This window comes from Paenarthrobacter sp. RAF54_2 (assembly GCF_052113945.1).
In the GTDB taxonomy this organism is placed as follows: Bacteria; Actinomycetota; Actinomycetes; order Actinomycetales; family Micrococcaceae; genus Arthrobacter.
On record NZ_JBFRDV010000044.1, the window covers coordinates 1 to 19204 of the forward strand.

19 protein-coding genes and 2 pseudogenes are annotated in these 19204 nt (G+C 62.3%); 13 read left to right on the forward strand and 8 right to left on the reverse strand.

All coding sequences use genetic code 11. From position 1 onward, the window contains the following. The 9 genes from lipA to AB4Y87_RS25270 all read left to right on the forward strand — a co-directional run. The coding region (lipA, locus tag AB4Y87_RS25230) for a lipoyl synthase (protein ID WP_442006966.1) at positions 1-969 on the forward strand (969 nt) is incomplete at its 5' end. Between the two features lie 39 nt (positions 970-1008). After that, positions 1009-1794: a methylenetetrahydrofolate reductase gene (locus AB4Y87_RS25235; RefSeq protein ID WP_442006967.1), complete on the forward strand. Its 786-nt coding sequence runs from the start codon at positions 1009-1011 to the stop codon at positions 1792-1794. Between the two features lie 176 nt (positions 1795-1970). Further along, positions 1971-3383 (forward strand): protein kinase domain-containing protein, encoded by a 1413-nt coding sequence (locus tag AB4Y87_RS25240; RefSeq protein ID WP_442006968.1) that lies wholly within the window; start codon positions 1971-1973, stop codon positions 3381-3383. Between the two features lie 523 nt (positions 3384-3906). Then, positions 3907-4362, forward strand: coding sequence for a hypothetical protein (locus tag AB4Y87_RS25245; RefSeq protein WP_442006969.1), 456 nt, complete (start codon positions 3907-3909; stop codon positions 4360-4362). 119 nt (positions 4363-4481) lie between these two features. After that, entirely contained in the window at positions 4482-5315 is an 834-nt protein-coding gene (locus AB4Y87_RS25250; RefSeq protein ID WP_442006970.1) for a COG1470 family protein, read from the forward strand. 1 nt (position 5316) lies between these two features. Beyond that, complete coding sequence (locus AB4Y87_RS25255; RefSeq protein WP_442006971.1) at positions 5317-5823, forward strand: hypothetical protein; 507 nt, start codon at positions 5317-5319, stop codon at positions 5821-5823. Then, on the forward strand, positions 5820-7100 hold the full coding sequence (locus AB4Y87_RS25260; RefSeq protein ID WP_442006972.1) for a hypothetical protein: 1281 nt from the start codon (positions 5820-5822) through the stop codon (positions 7098-7100). Before AB4Y87_RS25255 ends, AB4Y87_RS25260 begins: the two co-directional genes overlap by 4 nt. A gap of 158 nt (positions 7101-7258) precedes the next feature. Then, the gene (locus AB4Y87_RS25265) at positions 7259-8329 is read left to right on the forward strand and encodes an FUSC family protein (RefSeq protein WP_442006984.1); all 1071 of its coding nucleotides are present in this window, start codon (positions 7259-7261) and stop codon (positions 8327-8329) included. Between the two features lie 63 nt (positions 8330-8392). Next, a complete protein-coding gene (locus AB4Y87_RS25270) occupies positions 8393-8794 on the forward strand; it encodes a hypothetical protein (RefSeq protein ID WP_442006973.1) in 402 nt (133 codons plus the stop codon). 22 nt (positions 8795-8816) lie between these two features. Here AB4Y87_RS25270 and AB4Y87_RS25275 read toward each other — a convergent pair whose 3' ends face one another. Further along, positions 8817-9614, reverse strand: a complete 798-nt coding sequence (locus AB4Y87_RS25275) for a hypothetical protein (protein ID WP_442006974.1) — start codon at positions 9612-9614, stop codon at positions 8817-8819. Beyond that, positions 9604-10287, reverse strand: coding sequence for a helix-turn-helix domain-containing protein (locus AB4Y87_RS25280; protein ID WP_442006975.1), 684 nt, complete (start codon positions 10285-10287; stop codon positions 9604-9606). Before AB4Y87_RS25280 ends, AB4Y87_RS25275 begins: the two co-directional genes overlap by 11 nt. A 164-nt stretch (positions 10288-10451) precedes the next feature. On the opposite strand from AB4Y87_RS25280, the gene AB4Y87_RS25285 reads away from it, so the two are divergent. Next, positions 10452-11684: a hypothetical protein gene (locus AB4Y87_RS25285; protein WP_442006976.1), complete on the forward strand. Its 1233-nt coding sequence runs from the start codon at positions 10452-10454 to the stop codon at positions 11682-11684. A gap of 18 nt (positions 11685-11702) precedes the next feature. Here AB4Y87_RS25285 and AB4Y87_RS25290 read toward each other — a convergent pair whose 3' ends face one another. Both AB4Y87_RS25290 and AB4Y87_RS25295 read right to left on the reverse strand, forming a co-directional pair. Continuing rightward, on the reverse strand, positions 11703-12116 hold the full coding sequence (locus tag AB4Y87_RS25290) for a hypothetical protein (RefSeq protein ID WP_442006977.1): 414 nt from the start codon (positions 12114-12116) through the stop codon (positions 11703-11705). Between the two features lie 45 nt (positions 12117-12161). Further along, positions 12162-14566, reverse strand: a pseudogene (locus AB4Y87_RS25295) (molybdopterin oxidoreductase family protein). Positions 14567-14956: 390 nt separating this feature from the next. Between AB4Y87_RS25295 and AB4Y87_RS25300 the strand changes: the two are divergent. Beyond that, positions 14957-15424 (forward strand): hypothetical protein, encoded by a 468-nt coding sequence (locus tag AB4Y87_RS25300; RefSeq protein WP_442006978.1) that lies wholly within the window; start codon positions 14957-14959, stop codon positions 15422-15424. Between the two features lie 99 nt (positions 15425-15523). On the opposite strand, the gene AB4Y87_RS25305 is transcribed toward AB4Y87_RS25300, so the two are convergent. After that, positions 15524-16483, reverse strand: a complete 960-nt coding sequence (locus tag AB4Y87_RS25305) for a pilus assembly protein TadG-related protein (RefSeq protein WP_442006979.1) — start codon at positions 16481-16483, stop codon at positions 15524-15526. A gap of 102 nt (positions 16484-16585) precedes the next feature. Between AB4Y87_RS25305 and AB4Y87_RS25310 the strand changes: the two genes are divergently transcribed. Both AB4Y87_RS25310 and AB4Y87_RS25315 read left to right on the forward strand, forming a co-directional pair. Further along, positions 16586-16918: a hypothetical protein gene (locus tag AB4Y87_RS25310; protein WP_442006980.1), complete on the forward strand. Its 333-nt coding sequence runs from the start codon at positions 16586-16588 to the stop codon at positions 16916-16918. A 53-nt stretch (positions 16919-16971) separates the two neighbouring features. Then, positions 16972-17394 carry a response regulator gene (locus tag AB4Y87_RS25315; protein WP_442006981.1) on the forward strand — a complete coding sequence of 141 codons (423 nt, stop codon included), beginning with the start codon at positions 16972-16974 and terminating at the stop codon, positions 17392-17394. Between the two features lie 14 nt (positions 17395-17408). Here AB4Y87_RS25315 and AB4Y87_RS25320 read toward each other — a convergent pair whose 3' ends face one another. The 3 genes and pseudogenes from AB4Y87_RS25320 to AB4Y87_RS25330 form a co-directional block, all read right to left on the reverse strand. After that, positions 17409-18224 carry a response regulator transcription factor gene (locus AB4Y87_RS25320; protein ID WP_442006982.1) on the reverse strand — a complete coding sequence of 272 codons (816 nt, stop codon included), beginning with the start codon at positions 18222-18224 and terminating at the stop codon, positions 17409-17411. A gap of 321 nt (positions 18225-18545) precedes the next feature. After that, entirely contained in the window at positions 18546-18881 is a 336-nt protein-coding gene (locus AB4Y87_RS25325; RefSeq protein WP_442006983.1) for an Lsr2 dimerization domain-containing protein, read from the reverse strand. Between the two features lie 92 nt (positions 18882-18973). Beyond that, positions 18974-19204 (reverse strand): annotated as a pseudogene (locus AB4Y87_RS25330) (TasA family protein); the annotation flags it as partial.

Consider the following 19204-nt stretch of genomic DNA (forward strand, 5'->3'; position numbering starts at 1 on the left):
GAGCAGCGTAACTCGGCTGTCCCGGTTGAACGCAAGCCCGAGTGGATCAAGGCCAAGGTCCAGATGGGCCCGGAGTTCGTCGGGTTGAAGAACCTGGTGAAGAAGGAAGGCCTGCACACTGTCTGTGAAGAGGCCGGCTGCCCGAACATTTTCGAGTGCTGGGAAGACAAGGAAGCGACGTTCCTGATCGGCGGGTCCGAATGCACCCGACGCTGTGATTTCTGCCAGATCGATACCGGCAAACCCTCCCCGGTGGACATGTTCGAACCCACCAAGGTCGCCCGCAGTGTCCAGGCCATGCAGCTGCGCTACGCCACCGTCACCGGGGTGGCCCGTGATGACCTCGCCGATGAAGGTGTCTGGTTGTACGCCGAAACGGTCCGCAAGATCCACGAACTGAACCCGGGCACCGGGGTGGAGTTGCTGATCCCGGACTTCTCCGGCAAACCCGAACACATTGCCGCGATCTGCGATTCCAAGCCCGAGGTGTTCGCGCACAACGTCGAGACCGTGCCCAGGATCTTCAAGCGGATCCGCCCGGCGTTCCGGTACGAACGTTCCCTGGATGTCATCACCCAGGGCCGGGACCTGGGCATGGTGACCAAGTCCAACCTGATCCTGGGCATGGGCGAAACCCGCGAGGAAATCTCCGAAGCCCTGAAGGACCTGCACGCGGCCGGGTGTGATTTGATCACGATCACCCAGTACCTGCGCCCCTCCGAACGGCACCTGCCTGTGGATCGGTGGGTCAAGCCCCAGGAGTTCGTGGACCTCCAGCACGAGGCCGAGGAAATCGGGTTCCTCGGTGTCATGTCCGGTCCCTTGGTCCGCTCCTCGTACCGGGCCGGGCGGTTGTGGGCCACCGCGATGCGCAAGAAGGGCTGGGAAATCCCCGCCGCCCTGGCCCACATCGAGTCCTCCGGCACCACCCGCCAGGAAGCCTCCACCATCCTCGCCGCCCACGCCTAACCTTCGCCGCACACTTAACAGAGTCAAAAAGGACACCTCATGCTTCCCCTCCGCGTTGAGATCATCCCGTCCGAGGGAATCGTGGACGCTGTCAACAAGGCATTGCCGACGTCTGCCGCGACCAGCATTACCTGCCTGCCCAAGCACGGAGTTGGTGCCACACTGCGGGCCGCCGTCCAGCTAAGGGAACTCGGCTATACGGTTGTTCCCCACCTTGCGGCGAAGGCTCTTGAAAGCCGGGCCGAGCTTTCGGCCATACTGGGTGACTGCTCGGCGTCGGGCATCACGGAAGTCTTCGCCATCGGTGGCGACGGGCAGCCTTCAGGTTCGTATTCCAATGGTGGCGAATTGCTGCGGGATATCGCCCAGATCACCTCCGGTGCAATGGCCGTTGGAGTGGCTGGGTACCCCGAAGGGCATCCGGACATCACCAGCCTGCAGTTGGTTGATGCGCTGCTGGAGAAGCAAGAGCACGCCAGCAAGATCGTCACGCAGATGTGTTTCTCGGTGGACAAGATCCATGATTATGTGGGCATGCTCCGCCGTGAGGGTGTGCTCCTTCCGGTCTGGGCAGGTGTGGCAGGGACCGTGCCCAAGGTAAAGCTGGTCTCGCTCGCCACCAAGATCGGAGTGGGATCCTCCCTGAAATTCCTCAGCCGTAAAGGTCCGCTTGCGCGGAGGCTCCTGATCGGGGAGAGGTACACGCCGGACACACTCATCGACGAGCTCTCAGCGCGCCCCGGCATCGAGGGCATTCAGCTCTATAGTTTCAATTCCTTGGACGCACTCCCAACGCCGCAACACGTCGTCCAGGGGCGCCGGTAACCGGAGCTTTGAGGTGCGGAAGTGCCCCGATTTTCCCGGAAAAAGTAGTAGCAAACTCCATGGTTGGCAAGGTGGGGCAGAGGCTGTACGTTTGCCGTAGGAAGGTTACTTAGCAACTGCATCGCAGCGCAGGATTACGCCGGCGCAGCGCGCTTAGACGCAAGAGGTGTAGGGCCGTGAGCGCAGGCGGTGAAGCTCTCGTTGATCCAACAGGCGGCGGGGACATTCTCAACGGCCGCTACCGGATTCTGGAGGTACTCGGATACGGGGCAATGTCTACGGTTTGCAGGGCCCGTGATGAAGTCCTACTGCGTGACGTTGCACTTAAGATCTTTTCCCCAGGCTCAGCCGACGAGGGCTTCGAAGAGCGTCAGCAGGCAGAGATGCGGTTGCTGGCAGGATTTGATCACCCCGGTCTGGTGCATATTTACGACGCCGGCGTGGACACCACAACATCCGGCCCGCCACGGGCCTTCCTCGTCATGGAACTCGTTTCCGGCAATAATCTTCGTTCGGTGCTTGCTGAGGGGCCGCTCAGCCTCGCGGAGATCACGCATATCGGCCACGCCCTTGCAGGTGCCTTGGTGCAAGTTCACGGCAGCGGAGTGATTCACCGGGACATCAAGCCTGCCAACATCCTGGTTTCCGAAACTCCGGGCCCTGATCGCATAGTGAAACTCGCCGACTTTGGCGTGGCGAGAATCCTGGAAGGTAGCCGCCTAACCGCCACCGGAATGACGGTGGGAACCGCCCAGTACCTCAGCCCCGAACAGGCCCTCGGCCGGCCCTTGACTCCTGCCAGCGACATTTACTCCCTCGGCCTGGTGCTCTTGGAGTGCCTCACTGGTAGGACCGAGTACCCGGGAACACCCATGGAGTCGGCTGCAGCCCGTCTTCACCGTGCCCCCGTTATTCCTGAGCAGATCCATCACCCGATAGCCGAGTTGCTGAAGTCCATGACGGACCTCGAACCAGACAACAGGCCGACCGCTGCGGAGATCGAAGAATTCCTGGGTCGCCCTTGGCAGGAGGCCTATGCACACCCAGCGGCTACCGCGCTTTTGCCGCCTCTGCCTGCCAGGGCACCCGCCGTTGGGGCAAGAACCGAAGTTTCCCCGAAGCTTCATAGAAGTGGCGGAGGGGGCCGACTCGGGGCATTGTTGATGGTCCTTCTTGGGGCAGCGATTGCCATCCCGGTCGGGGTGGCGATGTCTGGCCAGGGACCCTTGCCGGCAGACGTTACCTCGCCGTCCCCGGTTACCCAGGAATCCAACCTTCCTTCCCCCGTTGTCACCCCCGCGCCAGTGGTGACAATTACCACCCCTGGGCCGGTGGAAACAGTCATCATTCCAGGACCCGTACAAATCGTTCAGCTGCCTCCGCCGGGCTCAGGAGGCGGCGCGGTAGTGGCTCCGCCGGCAGCTGTGAGCCAACAGACCAGTCCAGCAGAGGTTGCCCAGCATACCGAATCGCCCGAGGTCGTTGAGCCGGGAGGCGGCCCATCAGCCGGTGCCGGCCAAGGGGGCGGCCAATCCGACGAAAAGGGCCACGGAGACGAAAAGAAGGGCAAGGGCAAGCGCGGGAATTGAAAGGTCTCCGCAAGGGCGCATTCTTGATTTGATGCACCTTTCTACGGGCGCAGGTCGAGCTCCAGCTCAGTTTTTGCTCAAGATGGGCACAATGTTGACGCATCCCGGCCAAATAGCGCGGTTTGCGTTGCAACGGCAGTGGCTCCGTTGCCCGGAGCATGCTTCCAAAGACTGAGTACAGGCCGGGGTGAGAAACCTGGCACCTATGGATGCCTTCAATGAGGTCCGGATCCCCGGGGTTTCCACGGATCCCATCAACATGCAGCAGCGCCGTTGGCGCCAGCGGGCATCTGGAACCTGTCGGGCAACCAAGTAATCGCTCTCGGCAGACTGAGTACTCGCTGGCCCGTTCAGCGTATTCCTGACCCCTTGGTCGGGCGAAAAAGAGGCGTACACCCAAGAGTAGCCACGCTGCCACTGCTGGCTGAACTATTGGGGGCATCGCTTCATCCGCCAGCAACGGCCGGATGCTGGGGGTTGCGCTGCGGCTCCCCGGTACATCGATCAACCAAGGAGTCTTATCATGCGCAAACTTTCCAAGAAGAGCCGGATCACTGCCGCAGTCGCAGGCGTGGCATTGGTGGCCGTGGGCGGCGGAGCTGCATTCGCCTACTGGACCACAACGGGCTCAGGCAGCGGCTCGGCCACCAACTCGACCGGCGGTGGAACCGTCACCCTGCACGCAACGTTCGCCGGAGGCCTCGCACCAGGCAACCAAGTGCCGGTGGCGTACACAGCGGACAACTCGACGACGACGGGCACCGTTGTCGGAGCCCTGACCGCCAACGTGAGCACCAACGTGGCCGGCTGTCTCCCTGCCTGGTTCGAAGTCACTGCGGTTACCACCAACACCCTCGTCGACGCCAATTCCACCGGAACGTCCGTGGGCAGCGGGACGCTGAAGTTCAACGACAGCGGCACTGTCAACCAGGACGCCTGCAAGGCGGCCATCGTGACGGTCAACGTCACCAGCAGCTAGCTCGTCCAGGCCGGGGACCGCCTCTTCGGAGGATGGTCCCCGGTTCGTCCCTGGCAATCCGCGGTCGTCCCGAACCCACTCGTCCGAAAAGAGGCTTAATGCAACCCCAAGCAGCACGCATGAGCATGCCTTCCGGGCGCACGGGAGTTGCCACTAGGGCGCTGCTCCTCACGATGTTGGTTGCCCTGGCGTCTGTTGCAGCCCTCGGTGCAAGCGGGGGCCAGAACAATGGGAAGGAGGCCGGGGCCAAGGAGTCAAAGGGCATCGTGATGGCGCTGTCACCTTCAAGCCGCAGCGTGGACCAAGGACAGTCAGCTGCGTTCGACGCCACTGTCTCCTCGGCGGGAGGCTTCTCAGGACCCGTGACCTATTCCGTTTCAGGGCTGCCTGCGGGCGCGACGGCGGCCTGGTCGCCGTCGTCGGGGACGCTGAACTCCGGCAGTTCGACAAAAATGAATTTGACCGTCTCCACGAGTCCCATCACGCCGGCTGGCAAGTACGACTTCACTGTCACCGGAACCGGCGGCACGATTCAGTCCAATCCTGCAAAGGCGCAGTTGCACGTGAAGGAAGTGAAAAGGAATTTCGGTGTTTCGGGCTCGTTGACGGGTGCGCTGGCCCCTGGGATTTCACTTCCGATCGACCTGCAGATCGCCAACCCGGAGAACAAGAACATCGCCGTGACCAGCCTGTCCGCTTCGATCAGCCAGGTGGTTCGTACGCCCGCGGCAGTCGGGGCCGGGCTTCCCTGCAGCGCTGCTGACTACAACATCACGCAGTACACAGGCACATACCCGATCACCGTCCAGCCAGGATCAACGTCGCTGTCCGCCCTGGGAATTCCGCAAGGAAGCTGGCCGCGTATCAGCATGCTGGATACCTTGCAGCTCCAGGACGGATGCAAAGGCGCGACGCTCCAACTCTCCTACTCCGGGACGGGACAGGCGAACTGACATGAAGAAGACAGCGCGCACTTTCCCAACAGGCCGACTCGCACGGACTGCGGCTGCCACGGTGGCGCTCTGCGTCCTTGGTGGCACCGGGGCTGCGTATGCGTACTGGGCCAGCACGGGCGTTGGCGCCGGTTCGGCCGCCAACGGGACGATGCAGACGGTCATCGTGGACGCGCTCATCGCAGGGGACACTCCGCAGAACAGCCTAATTCCAGGTGGAACCGCCGACGTCATCCTTCGAGCCACCAATCTCAATGCGCACCCCGTCACCATCTACGGAGTCGCGGCCAACGGTGCCGTGACGGCGGACGCCGCCCATGCCGCCTGCACCATCACGGGAGTTACCTTCACCCCGCCACCCGTCCCGCTCTCACCGCCGGTGACCATCCAGCCGAACTCCTCCATCCTGCTGACGCTTCCGGGCGCTGCCAGCATGAGCACTGCTTCAGTTTCGGTCTGCCAGGGAGCCCAGTTCCGGGTTCCCGTCACGCTGGAGGTGCGGAAATGATCCGGCGTCGCAGGTTTTTGGGCAAACCGGCTCCCCGGCCGGAAACCATGGGCCGGTGGAACCGCTTTGTAGTGATCGTGGTGGGCATTCTCCTCGTTTCGTGGGGCGGGCCGGCGGCCAGCGCATTCTGGAGTACGGTCAGCAGCGGCCTCGGAGCGGCCAAGGCCGACACCGTTAACCAGGGCGCCAAGCCAGCAGCGGCGGTCGGTTCGGCTGGCAGCGTGACGGTCACCTGGACGGCAAGCACGACGGCGGCAGCACGGCCCGCGACCGGTTACAGCATCGCTCGCTATGCTTCCGCTACCGGAGGCACCAAGGTCGCGGCCGTGGGTACCTGCACCGGCACCGTTGCCGCGCTGACGTGCACGGACACGGCGACAACCGGCACCTGGTACTACACGGTGACTCCCATGATTTCCTTGTGGCAAGGCGCGGAAAGCCTGCGAAGCACAGCTACGGTCGTGGACGCCACAGCTCCCGCTGCCCCCACGGTCAACGCACCAACAAACGTTATAGCATCCACCGCAGCCAGCATCACCGTGACGGGCACGGCGGAAGCCAACTCAACGGTCCTGCTTACCGTCACTGACGCCGGCTCTGTGCACACCGTCACGAAATCGGTCACTGCCAACGGTTCAGGCAACTGGACAGCGTCAGCGCTGAATCTAAGTACACTCAACGACGGCATTATCACCTACTCGGCCGTAGCTACTGACGCCGCAGGAAATACTGGCCAGCCGGGGACGGACACTTCGAGCAAGGACGCTACCGCTCCGACGGTCACCAACGTCCTGCTCAGCAACCGGGCCGGAGGCAGCGTCGGAGAAATCGAAAAAGACGACCTAGTGACTCTGACGTTCTCTGAGGCCTTGGACGCGAGCACCATGTGCAGCGCCTGGACGAGTGATACGGCAACGCAGACTATCAGCGGCAACAATCAGGTGACGGTCACCGTCAATTCCTCTAACAGCCTTAGCGTCAGCGTCTCCTCCAGTGCCTGCTCGACTTTCAGGCTTGGCACCGTAGCGCTGGTGGGCAACTACGAAACCTCAGGGTCCCTGACATTCAAGGGATCGGGTTCCAATGCCTCGGTACTTCAGTGGAATCCTACGGCCAAGACGCTCACTATGACCTTGGGTTCGATGACGGGAACACCGAATTCGACCGCCCAGTCGGCGGCCGCAGCAAAGTTCACGCCGGCATCGGGGTTGAGGGATATCGTAGGCAACCCGCTAGCCACCACGCAGTTCACCAGTCCCACCGCGTCCCGGTTCTGACCCGGCAGTTTGTGTGCAGATAGGCCGCTACGGTCCGTGATTCGAGGCACTATCTGTACGCCATCGCAGAGTAGTCCAGCGCCCGGAGCGTAGCCTTGAAGCGGACGCCAGCGCCGTCGTCGTACGTTTTGATCCTGCGACGAAAGGCGAGCCACCCCTTGAAGGCTGTAGCGGAAATGTTCACGATGGGTCCGGGAAACAAGGACCATCACCCGGCTCTCCGCTGCGCTGTTGGTGTTTTTGTTCCGCTGATTACGCTGACGCTGATGGGGCGGTTGGATCTGGCCGTGTTTGCCTCGTTCGGTGCGTTTACCGGCATTTATGGCCGCAATGAACCGCATGGCGTCCGCTTCCGAAGCCAGTTGCGTGCCGGTGGTTTCATGCTGCTGATCATTTTGCTGGCGACGCTCATGGCCCGTGTGGCGCAGGCTTGGGGAATCGAAGGTGCCGCGTATTCGTGGCTCCTGACCGCTGCCACCACCATCGTTGCAGGCGGGTGCTCAGTGGTGGTCGCGGCCTGGAGGCTGAGGCCTGGCGGTTCCCTCTTTCACATCTTCGCCTTCGCTGCGATCGCATCCATCCCGGCGCAGCCGCCGCTGTGGCAGGCAATGCTGGTCGCGGCAGGAACCACCATCTTCTGCCTCCTGATCGGTATGTCATCCCGGGTGCTCAAGAGCCACAGGACCCCATGGAAACGACCGCCGCGCATCCGCCACACCAGCCTGGAACGTCGGGCGATCTGGTTGGAAGGCGGCGGGTACCTGATTGCTGCAGGCCTTGCGGGGACCATCGCGACGCTGGTGGGCGAGCGGCTCGGTTTCGGCCACACGTACTGGGCCATGGTTGCGGCAGTGGTTCCGTTGGTGGGGCATTCGACGCGCCACCGCGTGAGCCGTGGCATCCAAAGAATCGCCGGAACGGTCATGGGATTGGTGCTGCTTGCCGGCATCCTCTGGCTCAATCCGGCGCCGTGGGCCATGGTCCTGGTAATTGCAGCTTGCCAGTTCGGCGCTGAAATGTTCATCGCCCGGCAGTACCTTGTGGCGCAGGTCTTCGTGACGCCGCTTGCCCTGATCGCCACTTTGCTGGCAGCCCCTGTTGATCCCGGCCTGTTGTTGCGGGACCGCATCATCGAAACCTTGATCGGTGCCGCCGTCGGCGTTGCCGTTGTGGTGGCTCCCGCTCTTTGGCGGCGTGCGCGGGTAACCGTCCCGGCTGGTTGGACTTAAGTGATAAGTACACATATAACTAGGTAGCCAAGATAGTTACTAGGGAATGTGTGGGAGAAGACGATGACAGTCGCGCTGCGAGAACCAAGCTCCACCCCGGTGGCTGAGGCTACGGTGGACGTTGCTACGGAACAGGGGCTCCCCATGGGACCCGTCCACTGCGGTTCGCACATGGCCATTTCCGCAGGACCCGCCTACGACTCCATGCAGTGGATCACCGTGGAACCATTATGGCCGGAGTGGGCTTGCAGTTGCGGTTTTAGAATGGATATCGACGCCCTGGACCCGGTCAGCGGCGTCTGGGTCGCGGCGCTTCGCCGCCAAAGCCTTGAACGTGAGCTGTCCATCTCCCGGAACACCCTCGCCCTGGCTTTCAAGAAGGCCGTCGRCGCCGGAGTCGACCCCCGCGCTCTTGCCGAGGTAGCCGGGCTGCCGGTTGGAGAGATCGAGTCGCTCCTTCAATGACACGGGTCTAAAGCCTACGGCTCTACCTACCCAGGCGCCTGAGAGGGAGGCTGTCGGGGTTGGCGCAGAGCACGGCAAGGTTGCTGATTGCCCGTGCCCTATCGCCGCGGTCAAGAACCTTCCAGGATTCATGGTCGGGATCGGCGAGGGCGCGTCTGAGCGCTAGAATCCGCGAGCGATCGCTGCCTCCCATGTCGGCCACAAGCTCCAAGGGGCCGGTAATGGTTGCCAAGAGCGTGGCTGCGTCATCGAGGTGGCGGCCCGTGTCCCGTGAATCCTCCTGATACGCAGCGCCTTTGAGGACCAATGCCCCCAGCGCATTCGGGATGCTGATCGACACCGGACCCTCATTGTCCACGTGGATCCGGCAGTTCACTGTTCGCCGGAGGGCTTGGGTCCCGCCCGTCACCTGAAAGACTTTGCGGCGTCCTATACGCGGAACCCACCTGGGTACAAGATGGTCAGCAACCATGAGGTCGATCTGCTCATGGTCGCGAAGGAAACGATGTGCAGGGCTATCGCTATTGATGGACTGCCGGAGCGCGTAGCCGAGCGAATGTAACACTGCCGCGACACCAGGCATGGTTGCAGCTCCGGTTTCCATGTGGAGGACGATGTCGACGTCGGCGGTCGGCCGCGAAACGGTTAGACCCGCCACGGCGGAGTGCAGTTGGACCATAAGTCCCCCGACCAGCGTCCACTGATTGGAAGGCAAGGCGCGGGCCAGTTCAGCGCATTGGGGCCATGGCCGGCCCCAGCCACCCGGGGGCGGCGAAGCCTCCCACAGCACTCGTTCCTTCAGGCCATGGTCATCGTCCACTAAGCAGCTCCTCAAGAATACGCAGGCCAGCATTGCGCTCGCGGGTCGCTGGCGACTCCATCAGGTCCAAAGCAATAGCCGCCAGCGGGACTCCGTCTGTAAACGCCTGGATGGTCACGACTTCCCGAAGCACTACGTTGCCCTCCCGGTCGTCGATTAGTCCGTACGCTTCCTTAAGTGCACCGGCGTCGCCGGACATGACGTAACCATCCACAATTCCTGCGCCGCCGGTCAGGCCAAAGCGTTGGCCAGTGCTGTCGTCGGCCATGGCAGCCGCACTCGTGGCAAGCACGTGACCCCTTAGCCGTTGGACGACATCGGTTGTACCTCTGTATCGATGGACAAGCGCGCGTCTGCGAGCCAGGATCGGCAACTCGGCGGGTTCCATCTTGGTCAGTTTGCGACGCAGTCGGGACAGCTGGGTGGAGCCCACCCACTCCACTTGGCTGTTCCCGGAGAGCAGGAGGAGGGCTGCCCAGGCGTTCTCTTCGGTCCATGGCCGACCATGGCGTGTGCCGACCCGGGCCAGTTGTTCCACAGAATCGGCGTCCAGCAGGATGACCCGGCCAACGACGCCGACGCTGATCAGCTGACCAGTGCCGATCAACTTACGGACAGCTACCTGAGTCACGCCCAGGCGCGCGGCTGCTTGGGCAGTGGTTACGTGGTTCATGCACTAACGTTCCCTCGAAGAAACGTTAGAGTCAATGGCAACTGGGCATTCTGCACTCGCCCCCGGTCACAAATCCCCCGCAGCAACCGGAGTGCGGCCGCCCTGGAAAGCTCGGTTACGCTGCATTCGAGTTACACCACATCGCACGCTAAGGGTTATCAACGATGCTCACCTCAGCTGTCGACGGCGCGCCCCGCCGTCGGCCGGATCCTGCCGCGAAGAAGACTGCAACTGAACTCGGCGCCATCGGGACAGCCTTGGGCGCATTGGCTGCGGTCATCCTTGCGGGAGTGCTCGCACTTGTCCTCCACACGCTCGCGCAGCAATCGCCGCGGCTCGGCCCTGCGTTTGAAGGCTGGGCTGCTTCAGCCAGCAACTCACCCTTCCCTGCAGTCAGGTGGTTCCTGGGCGACATGACCGAGCCCCTGTTTTACAAATCAGAGCTGGCGGCATGCGGGTTACTTGCGGGGGCTTTCTTGGCTTGGTGGGCTGGACGACGAGGAAAGAACTGGGCCGGCCAACTGACCTATGGCACCGGCTTGTGGCCGTGGGTGCTGGCCTCGGCGTCGCTCAGCCTGCTGTTGTCCAACGTGGTTTTCGGCCGGATGCTCGACGACGGATGGCAGCCCACGTTTGTGCCTTTCGTTTGCGTGGCTCCCGCCATGGTCCTGATGTATGGGCCCGGTTGGCGCACCTGCGTGACCGGCGCTGTACTGGGCGCATTCACCGTCACGCCCTGTGCATTGTTGCTGATCCCAACGGTCGCCGTGCCGCTGGGGCTGCCGCCCGTGGTGGCGAACGTCCTCGCGATGTCCTTGGGATCAGTACTGGCTTTCCTCATTGCCCGGAAATTGCCTTGGCTTGTCCTGCGCAAACCGCCTCTGCAACCGCAACCCATCCAGCCGCCGTCGAGCGATAACCGCGTCCTCAAGGATGCAGTGTGGGCGGCGCGCCGGGTCCTCTCCGACTTCACCGAGACCCAATTCTTCGCCAACGAGCTCGCCAGCGCGGGCGTGATCCTTGGCGTCGCAATGGCGTTCGTGCTGAATCCTGCGCTGCCCTCGTACGGTTCCAACCTGGTTCCGCACATCCTGTTGGCGCAGGCCCTCACCTCGGCTATCGGCGTGGTCGTTTGGCGGGGTTGGTTCCGCAATGGTGGGTGGGCGGCCACCTACGCGTCGCTCGTGTCAGTGGCGCCGGCCGCCGTGCTCGCCTACGACGGCTCGTGGCAGAGCATCATCGGCGGTGCCCTGCTTGGAGCCGTGCTTGCCCCTCCCATCGCCAGAGCGATTTCAGCCCGGCTACCGGAGGGCTTTCATCCGGTCATCGGCAACACCGCCGCCATGGCACTTTCGACGGCGGTCACCCTCCCGATGCTGGGGCTGCTGCACCGCTGACTTAGTCTGCGAACCGACTCAGTCTGCGACGAGCAGTGCCTGCGGCGCAGCCTGCTTCATTCGGGTTTGCAACCAACTGAGCTGCACTTCCGTCACTTTGTGGCACTGTTCGACGACGGTGAGCAGCTCGTCGTCGCGAAGTGCGGACCCGGCTTGATTCACCACAGTCCACGTGACGTCGACCAGGCTCGCCAGCAGATACAGGTCCTGCAGGTCGCGAAGGAGGCCGACAGGGCCGGTCCGGGTTTCTGACAAGCCCTCGGCGTGGAGCCGCTCGGGCTCGTGGTCGGATGTGTCCTTGCCGTACCGCTCCACTACTGGGAGGAGGAGTTCCCCGTGCTTGTCGCACTGCCTGGCCAAGGACTGGCAGAGGAAATGTATATCGGGCTCGGAGCCGTGGCCATCGGAGACCTGCCGGAACGACTCGGCCAAAGGTGGCTTCGCCCTGATGCAGTAAACCCAAGTAGATATTGAGGTTCATTGTTGTTGTCCAGCCTGCCGTGAAGCGGTGGTGTTGGGCGCCGGAGCCGGTCCATCGCCGTCGCGGATTTTGTCCACTTTCACCGCGGCATTCTTGAAAAGCGGTTGCTTTGATACGGGATCCCATTCAGTGATGGTCAGCTCGTTGGCAGCAGTCTTCCGTGAACCCTGGGCAGAATCTGACGGGTCGGACGGCACTGTCGAGTCCCAGTATCCGTAGTGGAATGGCGCAAAAACCGTTCCGGGGCGGACACCGCTGATCCGAGCCGGTGCTTCAATAAGGCCCCGCCGGGACGACACGCGGACGATGTCGCCCTCTGTGATCCCGAGTGCGGAAGCATCCTCGACGGAGAGTTCCACCCACATCCTTGGTGCCGCTGCGTTGAGTGTCCGGGAACGTCCCGTCTTGGTCCGTGTGTGGAAGTGATACGCCGTCCGCCCCGTTGTGTACCGGAGTGGGTAGTCGTCGTCCGGTTCTTCGTGCGGTGGGTGGTACTTGGTTGTTTTGAGCCAGGCGCGGCCCTTGGGCATCTTGGCGCGGTAAGGCTCCGGCTCCACCTCGGCCCCTGTTAAAAGGTCGTGGCCGTAGTTCTCGCAGTAGTCAGGATCGCTGGGAAAAACACCGTCCGTATAGAGGCGCGTGGTGCCATCGGGGTTTTGCTCATTGCAAGGCCACGGGATCCCGCTGCCACCACGGAGTTTCGCATAGCTCAGTCCGGTGTAGTCGCAAGGGCGTCCGCGCGAGCACTCTTTCCAAGCTTCGAAGGCGTCTTCCGGACCCTCCCACGTCAACAAGGGCGTGCCGTCCAGAGTAGTGAAGCCCATTCGGGTGGAGTAGTCCAGGAAAATATCCAGATCGCTGCGGGCGTCCCCGGGCGGGTCTACGGCTTTGTCAGAAATATGGACCACGCGGGAAGCATTGGTGAATGTCCCGGTCTTTTCACCCCAGGCTGCGGCGGGGAGGACGACGTCGGCCATGCTGGCGGTTTCTGTAAGGTACAGGTCCTGCACCACCAGGAACAGTTCCGGTTTGGCCAGGATCTTCCGGATCCGGGGCAGCTCGGGCAGGGAGACGGCAGGGTTCGTAGCCGAGACCCAGAGGAAATTAATGGATCCTTGCTCGGCATACCGGAAGATCTGCATTGCGTGTGTTGGGGGTGCCCAGTGGGGGATGACCGCGGGATCCACATTCCACAGGGAGGCCAGTTCTTCAACGTGTTTCGGGTTGTGCCAATTACGGAAGCCCGGGAGGTCGCCGTCGGCTCCGCATTCACGGTTGTTTTGTGCCGTCGGCTGCCCATTCATCTGAAGTAGGCCGGCTCCAGGCTTGCCGAGCATGCCGCGCAGCAAGTGCAGATTATTAACCTGGCAGGAGGAAGCTGTGGCTTGGGATGACTGGTAGAACCCCTGTAAAACAGTGGAAAGAACCCGATCCGAGGTGCCGAAGATGCGGGCGGCCTTCCTGATGTCGTGGGCGCTGACGCCGCACACCTCGGCAGCAGCTTCTGGCGTCCATTCCTCCACGGTGGATTTCAGCTCGTCGTAGCCGAGCGTGTGATCCTGGATGTAGGCAGGGTCCTCCCAGCCGTTCTGGAGTACCTCCCGGACCAGGGCGTGCATGAGCGCGAGATTGGTGCCTGGCCGCACAGCCAAGTGCACGTCGGCAAACCGCGCGGCCTCTGTATTTCTCGGATCGACGCACACGAGTTTTGGCGGGGTGGGTCCTGAAAGCCGGTCCAGGATGCGGGCCCAGAGAACGGTCTGGGTTTCGGGCATATTGTGACCGTAAAGGAAGATGGCATCGCAACTGTCGATGTCCTCATACGCACCGGGCTGACCGTCTGCGCCAAAGGTTTCCTTGAGCGCGGATGCCGCTGTCGCAGTACACAGACGCGTATTTCCGTCCATGTGGGTGTCCCGATGCCAGCCTTCCCTATCATGCCCAAGGCGTAGTACTCCTCAAGGAACAGCTGGCCGCTGGTGTAGAAACCATGGCTGAGGGGGCCCTTCTCCTTCAAGAGCTGCTTGCTGCGTTCCACGATCCGCTTCATGGCGGTGTCCCAGTCAGTCGCGACCAATTCGCCGCCCTCGCGGATCAATGGCTGGGTGAGCCGGTCCTTGTTGGAGACACCTTGCCAACTTGCGAAAAGCCCTTTTGGTCCAAGGCGTCCCCTGTTGATGCGGTCTTCCGCGCGGCCGCGAATGCCCACCATGACTTCGTCCTTAACGGCGATGTCGCAGCCGCAGCCATTGCTGCACAGCACGCAGGCGGACTGGACCCAGTGGTCGACGTCGCCCTCCGTGAGGCCTTCCAGGAGTGCGTAGTCCACGCGGGAAGGCCACTCAGCTTCACGCGCGAACGGGGTCCTCGAGCCCCATATATCGGTAATACGATCCACCATGATCCCACCTCTTTATCTAGGCTTGGCCTCTGGTTACAGGATTATCAGCTTGCTTATCATCAGTCCAGAGTTCCTGCTTGTGGTGGGAAGGAATCGGCCCTGCAGGATTCAGTCATCCATCCACAATCGCCCCACCGGACGAGAGGTTCATGACCGGTGGCGGGCCTGCGCTTCCGCATCCACCGATAGCACCCCATCGGTATCAAGGCAGGCTAACCGGGAACAGCAGGGATGGTTACCGGCGGCCGGCTCGGTCCTTCGGGATTGCAAAGTGCATAGAAGCGTCCCCCACGAAATTTCTTGAGCCATTCTTGAGCGGTTCCGAGATAAAGACTGAGCCGGATCAGCAACAGTGGAAGACATCGGACAACACCCAGCACGGAGGAAGCAATGAGTTTCGTGGCGCCGCGCACCAACATCTGGCGGATTGCCGCCAGCACCGCCGCGCTTCTGCTGCTCGCACTGGCCGGTGCACCGTCTGCGGCTATTGCTCAGTTCACCGGCATCGGACAAGCCTCATCCCAATACGGTGCCGCGGATCTCCCTGCCCCGGCGGCTGCCGCGACCAACATCACCATCACCTGTGAGCGGCACGGCAACGACCTCAGCGTCACCATCAGCGTTGCAGCATACGGAACGGTTCCCAGAGCCAACTACTACCAGATCACGATCATCCCTCCCACCGGACCGGTTATTACGACGGAGCTGACCCAGACGTCCGGGCGGTTGTTCACGTTCGCTAGTAACCGCAAGGACGGCGTCGAATGGGCGTATCAACTGCAGGGACAATACAAAGTCCCCGGCGTGTCCAACGTCTGGTATGGGGACATCCTTTCGGGCACCCTGACGTGCAAGTGACCAGCCCCGGTGGCAGGGCTGAAGCCAGCGACCTTGAGTTCTGACGTACGCGGCCTGATGGCCAGGAGAGTTGCGACGGTGGCCAGAACCAACGAACCGTCAAAGGCCCAGCTTGACGATCTTTGCCCCGAGGTCCGGGCCGCCGGTCGTGTAAACCGCCCCCAGGTCGACGAACTTCTGGAAGACTCCGATGATGCCGCGGCAGTTCCCCGTGCAGGAGGGGCTGCCTGTGTTGTTCCAGTTCAACTCCGCCTGTCCGTTGCCGCCGAACTTCCAGCCGGTGATTTTGAACGCCGCGAAGCCGTAGATCTTGTACCAGCCGCTGTTTCCACTGCCGCCGGCGTCTTCAAACATCGGGATCAGAATGGTCTTGTTCTTCATGCTCTGCATGGCGGTAATGCACTGGCTGGACAAAGGTATCGAGTTGCCCGTATCGCTGGGCGTATGTGCAGTGGCGATACTGACGTTGACCGAACACTGGCCGCCCGTGCTCAGCCAGCCGAAGCCACCCGGAATGGGGTGGTTGGTCGGTCCGTTGCATCCTACTCCCGCCTTGTACTCGATAAGTCGCGTTGTTCCCGCCATAGCGGCATCGAACTGACACATCGAGAACGTCAGTGGAAGGACGGCGGGGCCGCTGGCGGGACTGGCCCAGGACGCGGATGCCCGTGCCGTGGCACTTCCGTCGTGGATCCCCAGAGCGGTGGCGAACAGGTAGTTGAGCTTTGTGGACCCGTCCTTGTTAAGGGTCCCGGTCTCCACAGTGACGGTGCTGCCGGTGATCGTGGCTGTGGCTGTGGCGTAGCCGTCGCGGGCGTTGGAGCCCGCAAGGTCCTTTGCCGTAGTTACGATGTTCCCGCAATTTCCTGCGGCACAGCCGCGTGCGATAGCGAGTGCGGCGGCGTCGGCGCCGTTTTGAAGTTCGGCTTTCTCGACCGTTAGGGCCCCCAGGTCAATGGCGATAGCTGCGAATCCCAGCAGCACCACCATCAGGAGGGCGACGAACACCGCCACGGCTCCGCGTTCGCCTGTAACCGCACCGGCGCGAGTGAAACGCATGCGTCTCAAAATTCCCCCATTTCCGGTCGCCTTTCACCTGGCAACACCCGAGTCCATTGTGCGTGATGAACATGCGCAGCGGGGAGAGTCTGACGGAAAAATGTGCTTGAAGCCACCTCCTGGCCCGACCGGCGCACCGGCGGCGGAACAGGCATCAGCACTCTCGCCGGCGGACACGCAGCCGAAGCAGACGGCCGCAGCGGTCCGGTCCGGCCCACCATCACAGGCGAGATGGCCAAGGGGGCGGTCTCACACCGGCTGGGGGCCGCGGAGAACCATCTCGTCATCGATTACTGGACCACCGAGAACACGGCCGTCTGGACTCCGGAAAGCTCACCGATCATCCGATTGAGCGCCACGGTGACCGGTTCGCCGGAAGCGAAGGCCATCAGGATCACCCCCTTCAATGCCCGAGCCAATGCAGCAGTAAGCTGAGCAGGCCCTGCCTGGCCCGGCACCCACAGCAGCGCAGAACTAGGCCGCCCACCATGGATCCACGCCGCGCCGTCGTCATTGAGGACGATCCGGACCTCAGCCTCCTGATCAGCACTATCCTGACGGGAATCGGCTACACCGTGAGCATTGCCGCGACCGGTCAGGCCGGGGTCCAGGCCGTTCGGGAGCAGGAGCCTACGCTGATCACTACCGGCCTTGGCCTTCCCTCCCTCCGGGGGCTCGAAGCCATCCGTGCTATCCGGGAATTCAGCATTGCGCCGATATTGGTGATCAGCGCAAGCAACGATCCCAGGGAAGTGGAACAGGCATTGGTTGCCGGAGGCGATACTTTCCTGCCCAAGCCCTTCAGCACCCGGCCTTGCGGGCCCACGTCGCGACGCTGGAGCGCCGCGACGGCCAGGTCCATTAACAGCAGAAACGATCCCTTCCCAGGCACGGTCCCGTCAGCACGATGAGGATGGTTCGGGGATTAGACACCTTGTACCACCGCCAGCCTGTAGCCCACCCCGCGGACAGTTTCTACCCACCGGGGAGACAACGCGGAGTCCCCGAGTTTGCGTCTGAGGTTGGCGACGTGGACGTGAACGGCCTGTCCGTCCGCTTCGCTCCAGTACCCGTCCTGGCCGGACTGTTCCCCGTGCAGGATCCGGGCCAGTTGAAGCTTCGTGCACACCGTTCGTCCGCTCCTCAGCAGGGCCAGCAATAGGTCAAATTCGGAGCGGGTCAGGCTCAACTCCAGACCGGAAAGTTCCACGGTCCGGGTGCGCGGGCTAAGCCGCAGACCATTGTGTTCCAAAGCCTCCAATGCCGGTGTCTGGAAAGAAGTGGTCGGCTCCTCCGGGGAGGCCGGCTCAGCTTGGACTGCCGTGGACGGAATCTGTGAATCGCTGCGGGTGCGGGGCCGGCGAAGCAGCGCCTCAACCCGGTACGTGAGTTCGCGCGGCCGGAAGGGTTTGGTCACATAGTCATCCGCTCCTGCTTCAAAGCCGAGCAATGTGTCCAGTTCCTGCGTGCTGGCGGTAAGAATCAGTATGTAGGCGTCGCTGAACAGCCGTACCCGCCGGGCAACTTCAAACCCATCAATGTCGCCCAGGCCCAGGTCCAGTGTCACCACGTCCGGGTGCTGGTGGCGTACTCCCTCGACTCCCTCCAGGCCAGTTCCAAACGTGTGAACGATAAAGCCCGCTGCACTGAATATTTCCATTAATACCGAACGGATGTCAGATTCGTCTTCGATGATCACAGCTGTGCGAGTGACGTGGGCAGGCGCTTTTGACGTATCCAAGTCGGTCCCCTCGTCGAAACTTTTGCTTCAAGTTGTGAGCACGCTAGCATCCAACCAACAGCAAAAGCCAAGGAATCCGTAATTCTTGATGAATTCTTGCGCCCCTCCCTAGTCCTTTCTTGATAAATAATGCGGCTGCCGGTTACAAAAGTCGGGCCTTACATGGTTGTAATACTGGCCGGGAACCAGCTGTCCTATTACTGTCAAAGTAGGTGGACGCCGTTTTGGCAGTAAGCGATTCCAAGTCAAAAGGGCCAATCCGTTCCTGCCGTAAGCCGTCCCTGGCCGCCACTGCTGCCGGTTGGTTGCAGGTTAGGACCTCTAGCTTGGCAGCCGACCTTCCCCGGAGTAGACGGCGTTGTAGTACTTGATGATCGTCGCGCTGAGGCTGCCGATCTCCGCGACCGGCAACCCATGCTCCTTGGCCCATAAACGGATATCGGCAGCGGTCGGCGCGTCGATGTCCACGGCCCGATCTGGCTCCCTGGCTTGGTCCACGGGCCGGGCAGCGTCAATGTAGGGACGGAGGTCGCTCCTGAGCTTTTCGGCCTCGGCAGGGCGAAGGTCTACTTCGTAGAGTGTTCCATCCAGGGAGAAGGACACCCGTTCGAGGTGCCCGGAGCCTCCCTTTCCCGACATGCTGCGAAGCGATCCCATGCCCCACACAGTACTGGACACCAGTCGTGGCACAACACCGTCCGACACATCCTTGTCCATGGGGCGACCAGCCGCGGGCTGTCCGGTGGGTGTTACTTGGTGGTTTCGGTGCGTTGAGTGCCGGTGAAGGCGAAGCCGATGGTGCTCGTGGCGCCCTGGAAGGTGTCGTTGGCCGTGGTGGGGAACGCGGTGGTGACCTTGAGGTAGTCGGTTTTGGCCGAGGTGAGGGCGGTCAGGTTGTTCAGGACCTTGTTCGCGGTGATCACCGGGGCGGAGGCCATGACGGTGGTCTTGGTCCCGGTGCAGGTGTAGGGGGCTGCGGC

Excerpts from the sequence above, each read along its gene's own strand:
- AB4Y87_RS25325 (WP_442006983.1), bottom strand. The coding sequence starts at position 18,881 with ATGGGATCGCTTCGCAGCATGTCGGGAAAGGGAGGCTCCGGGCACCTC.
- AB4Y87_RS25250 (WP_442006970.1), top strand. The coding sequence starts at position 4,482 with ATGAGCATGCCTTCCGGGCGCACGGGAGTTGCCACTAGGGCGCTGCTC.
- AB4Y87_RS25300 (WP_442006978.1), top strand. The coding sequence starts at position 14,957 with ATGAGTTTCGTGGCGCCGCGCACCAACATCTGGCGGATTGCCGCCAGC.
- AB4Y87_RS25280 (WP_442006975.1), bottom strand. The coding sequence starts at position 10,287 with ATGAACCACGTAACCACTGCCCAAGCAGCCGCGCGCCTGGGCGTGACT.
- AB4Y87_RS25260 (WP_442006972.1), top strand. The coding sequence starts at position 5,820 with ATGATCCGGCGTCGCAGGTTTTTGGGCAAACCGGCTCCCCGGCCGGAA.
- AB4Y87_RS25245 (WP_442006969.1), top strand. The coding sequence starts at position 3,907 with ATGCGCAAACTTTCCAAGAAGAGCCGGATCACTGCCGCAGTCGCAGGC.
- AB4Y87_RS25305 (WP_442006979.1), bottom strand. The coding sequence starts at position 16,483 with ATGCGTTTCACTCGCGCCGGTGCGGTTACAGGCGAACGCGGAGCCGTG.
- AB4Y87_RS25255 (WP_442006971.1), top strand. The coding sequence starts at position 5,317 with ATGAAGAAGACAGCGCGCACTTTCCCAACAGGCCGACTCGCACGGACT.
- AB4Y87_RS25235 (WP_442006967.1), top strand. The coding sequence starts at position 1,009 with ATGCTTCCCCTCCGCGTTGAGATCATCCCGTCCGAGGGAATCGTGGAC.
- AB4Y87_RS25285 (WP_442006976.1), top strand. The coding sequence starts at position 10,452 with ATGCTCACCTCAGCTGTCGACGGCGCGCCCCGCCGTCGGCCGGATCCT.
- AB4Y87_RS25315 (WP_442006981.1), top strand. The coding sequence starts at position 16,972 with ATGGATCCACGCCGCGCCGTCGTCATTGAGGACGATCCGGACCTCAGC.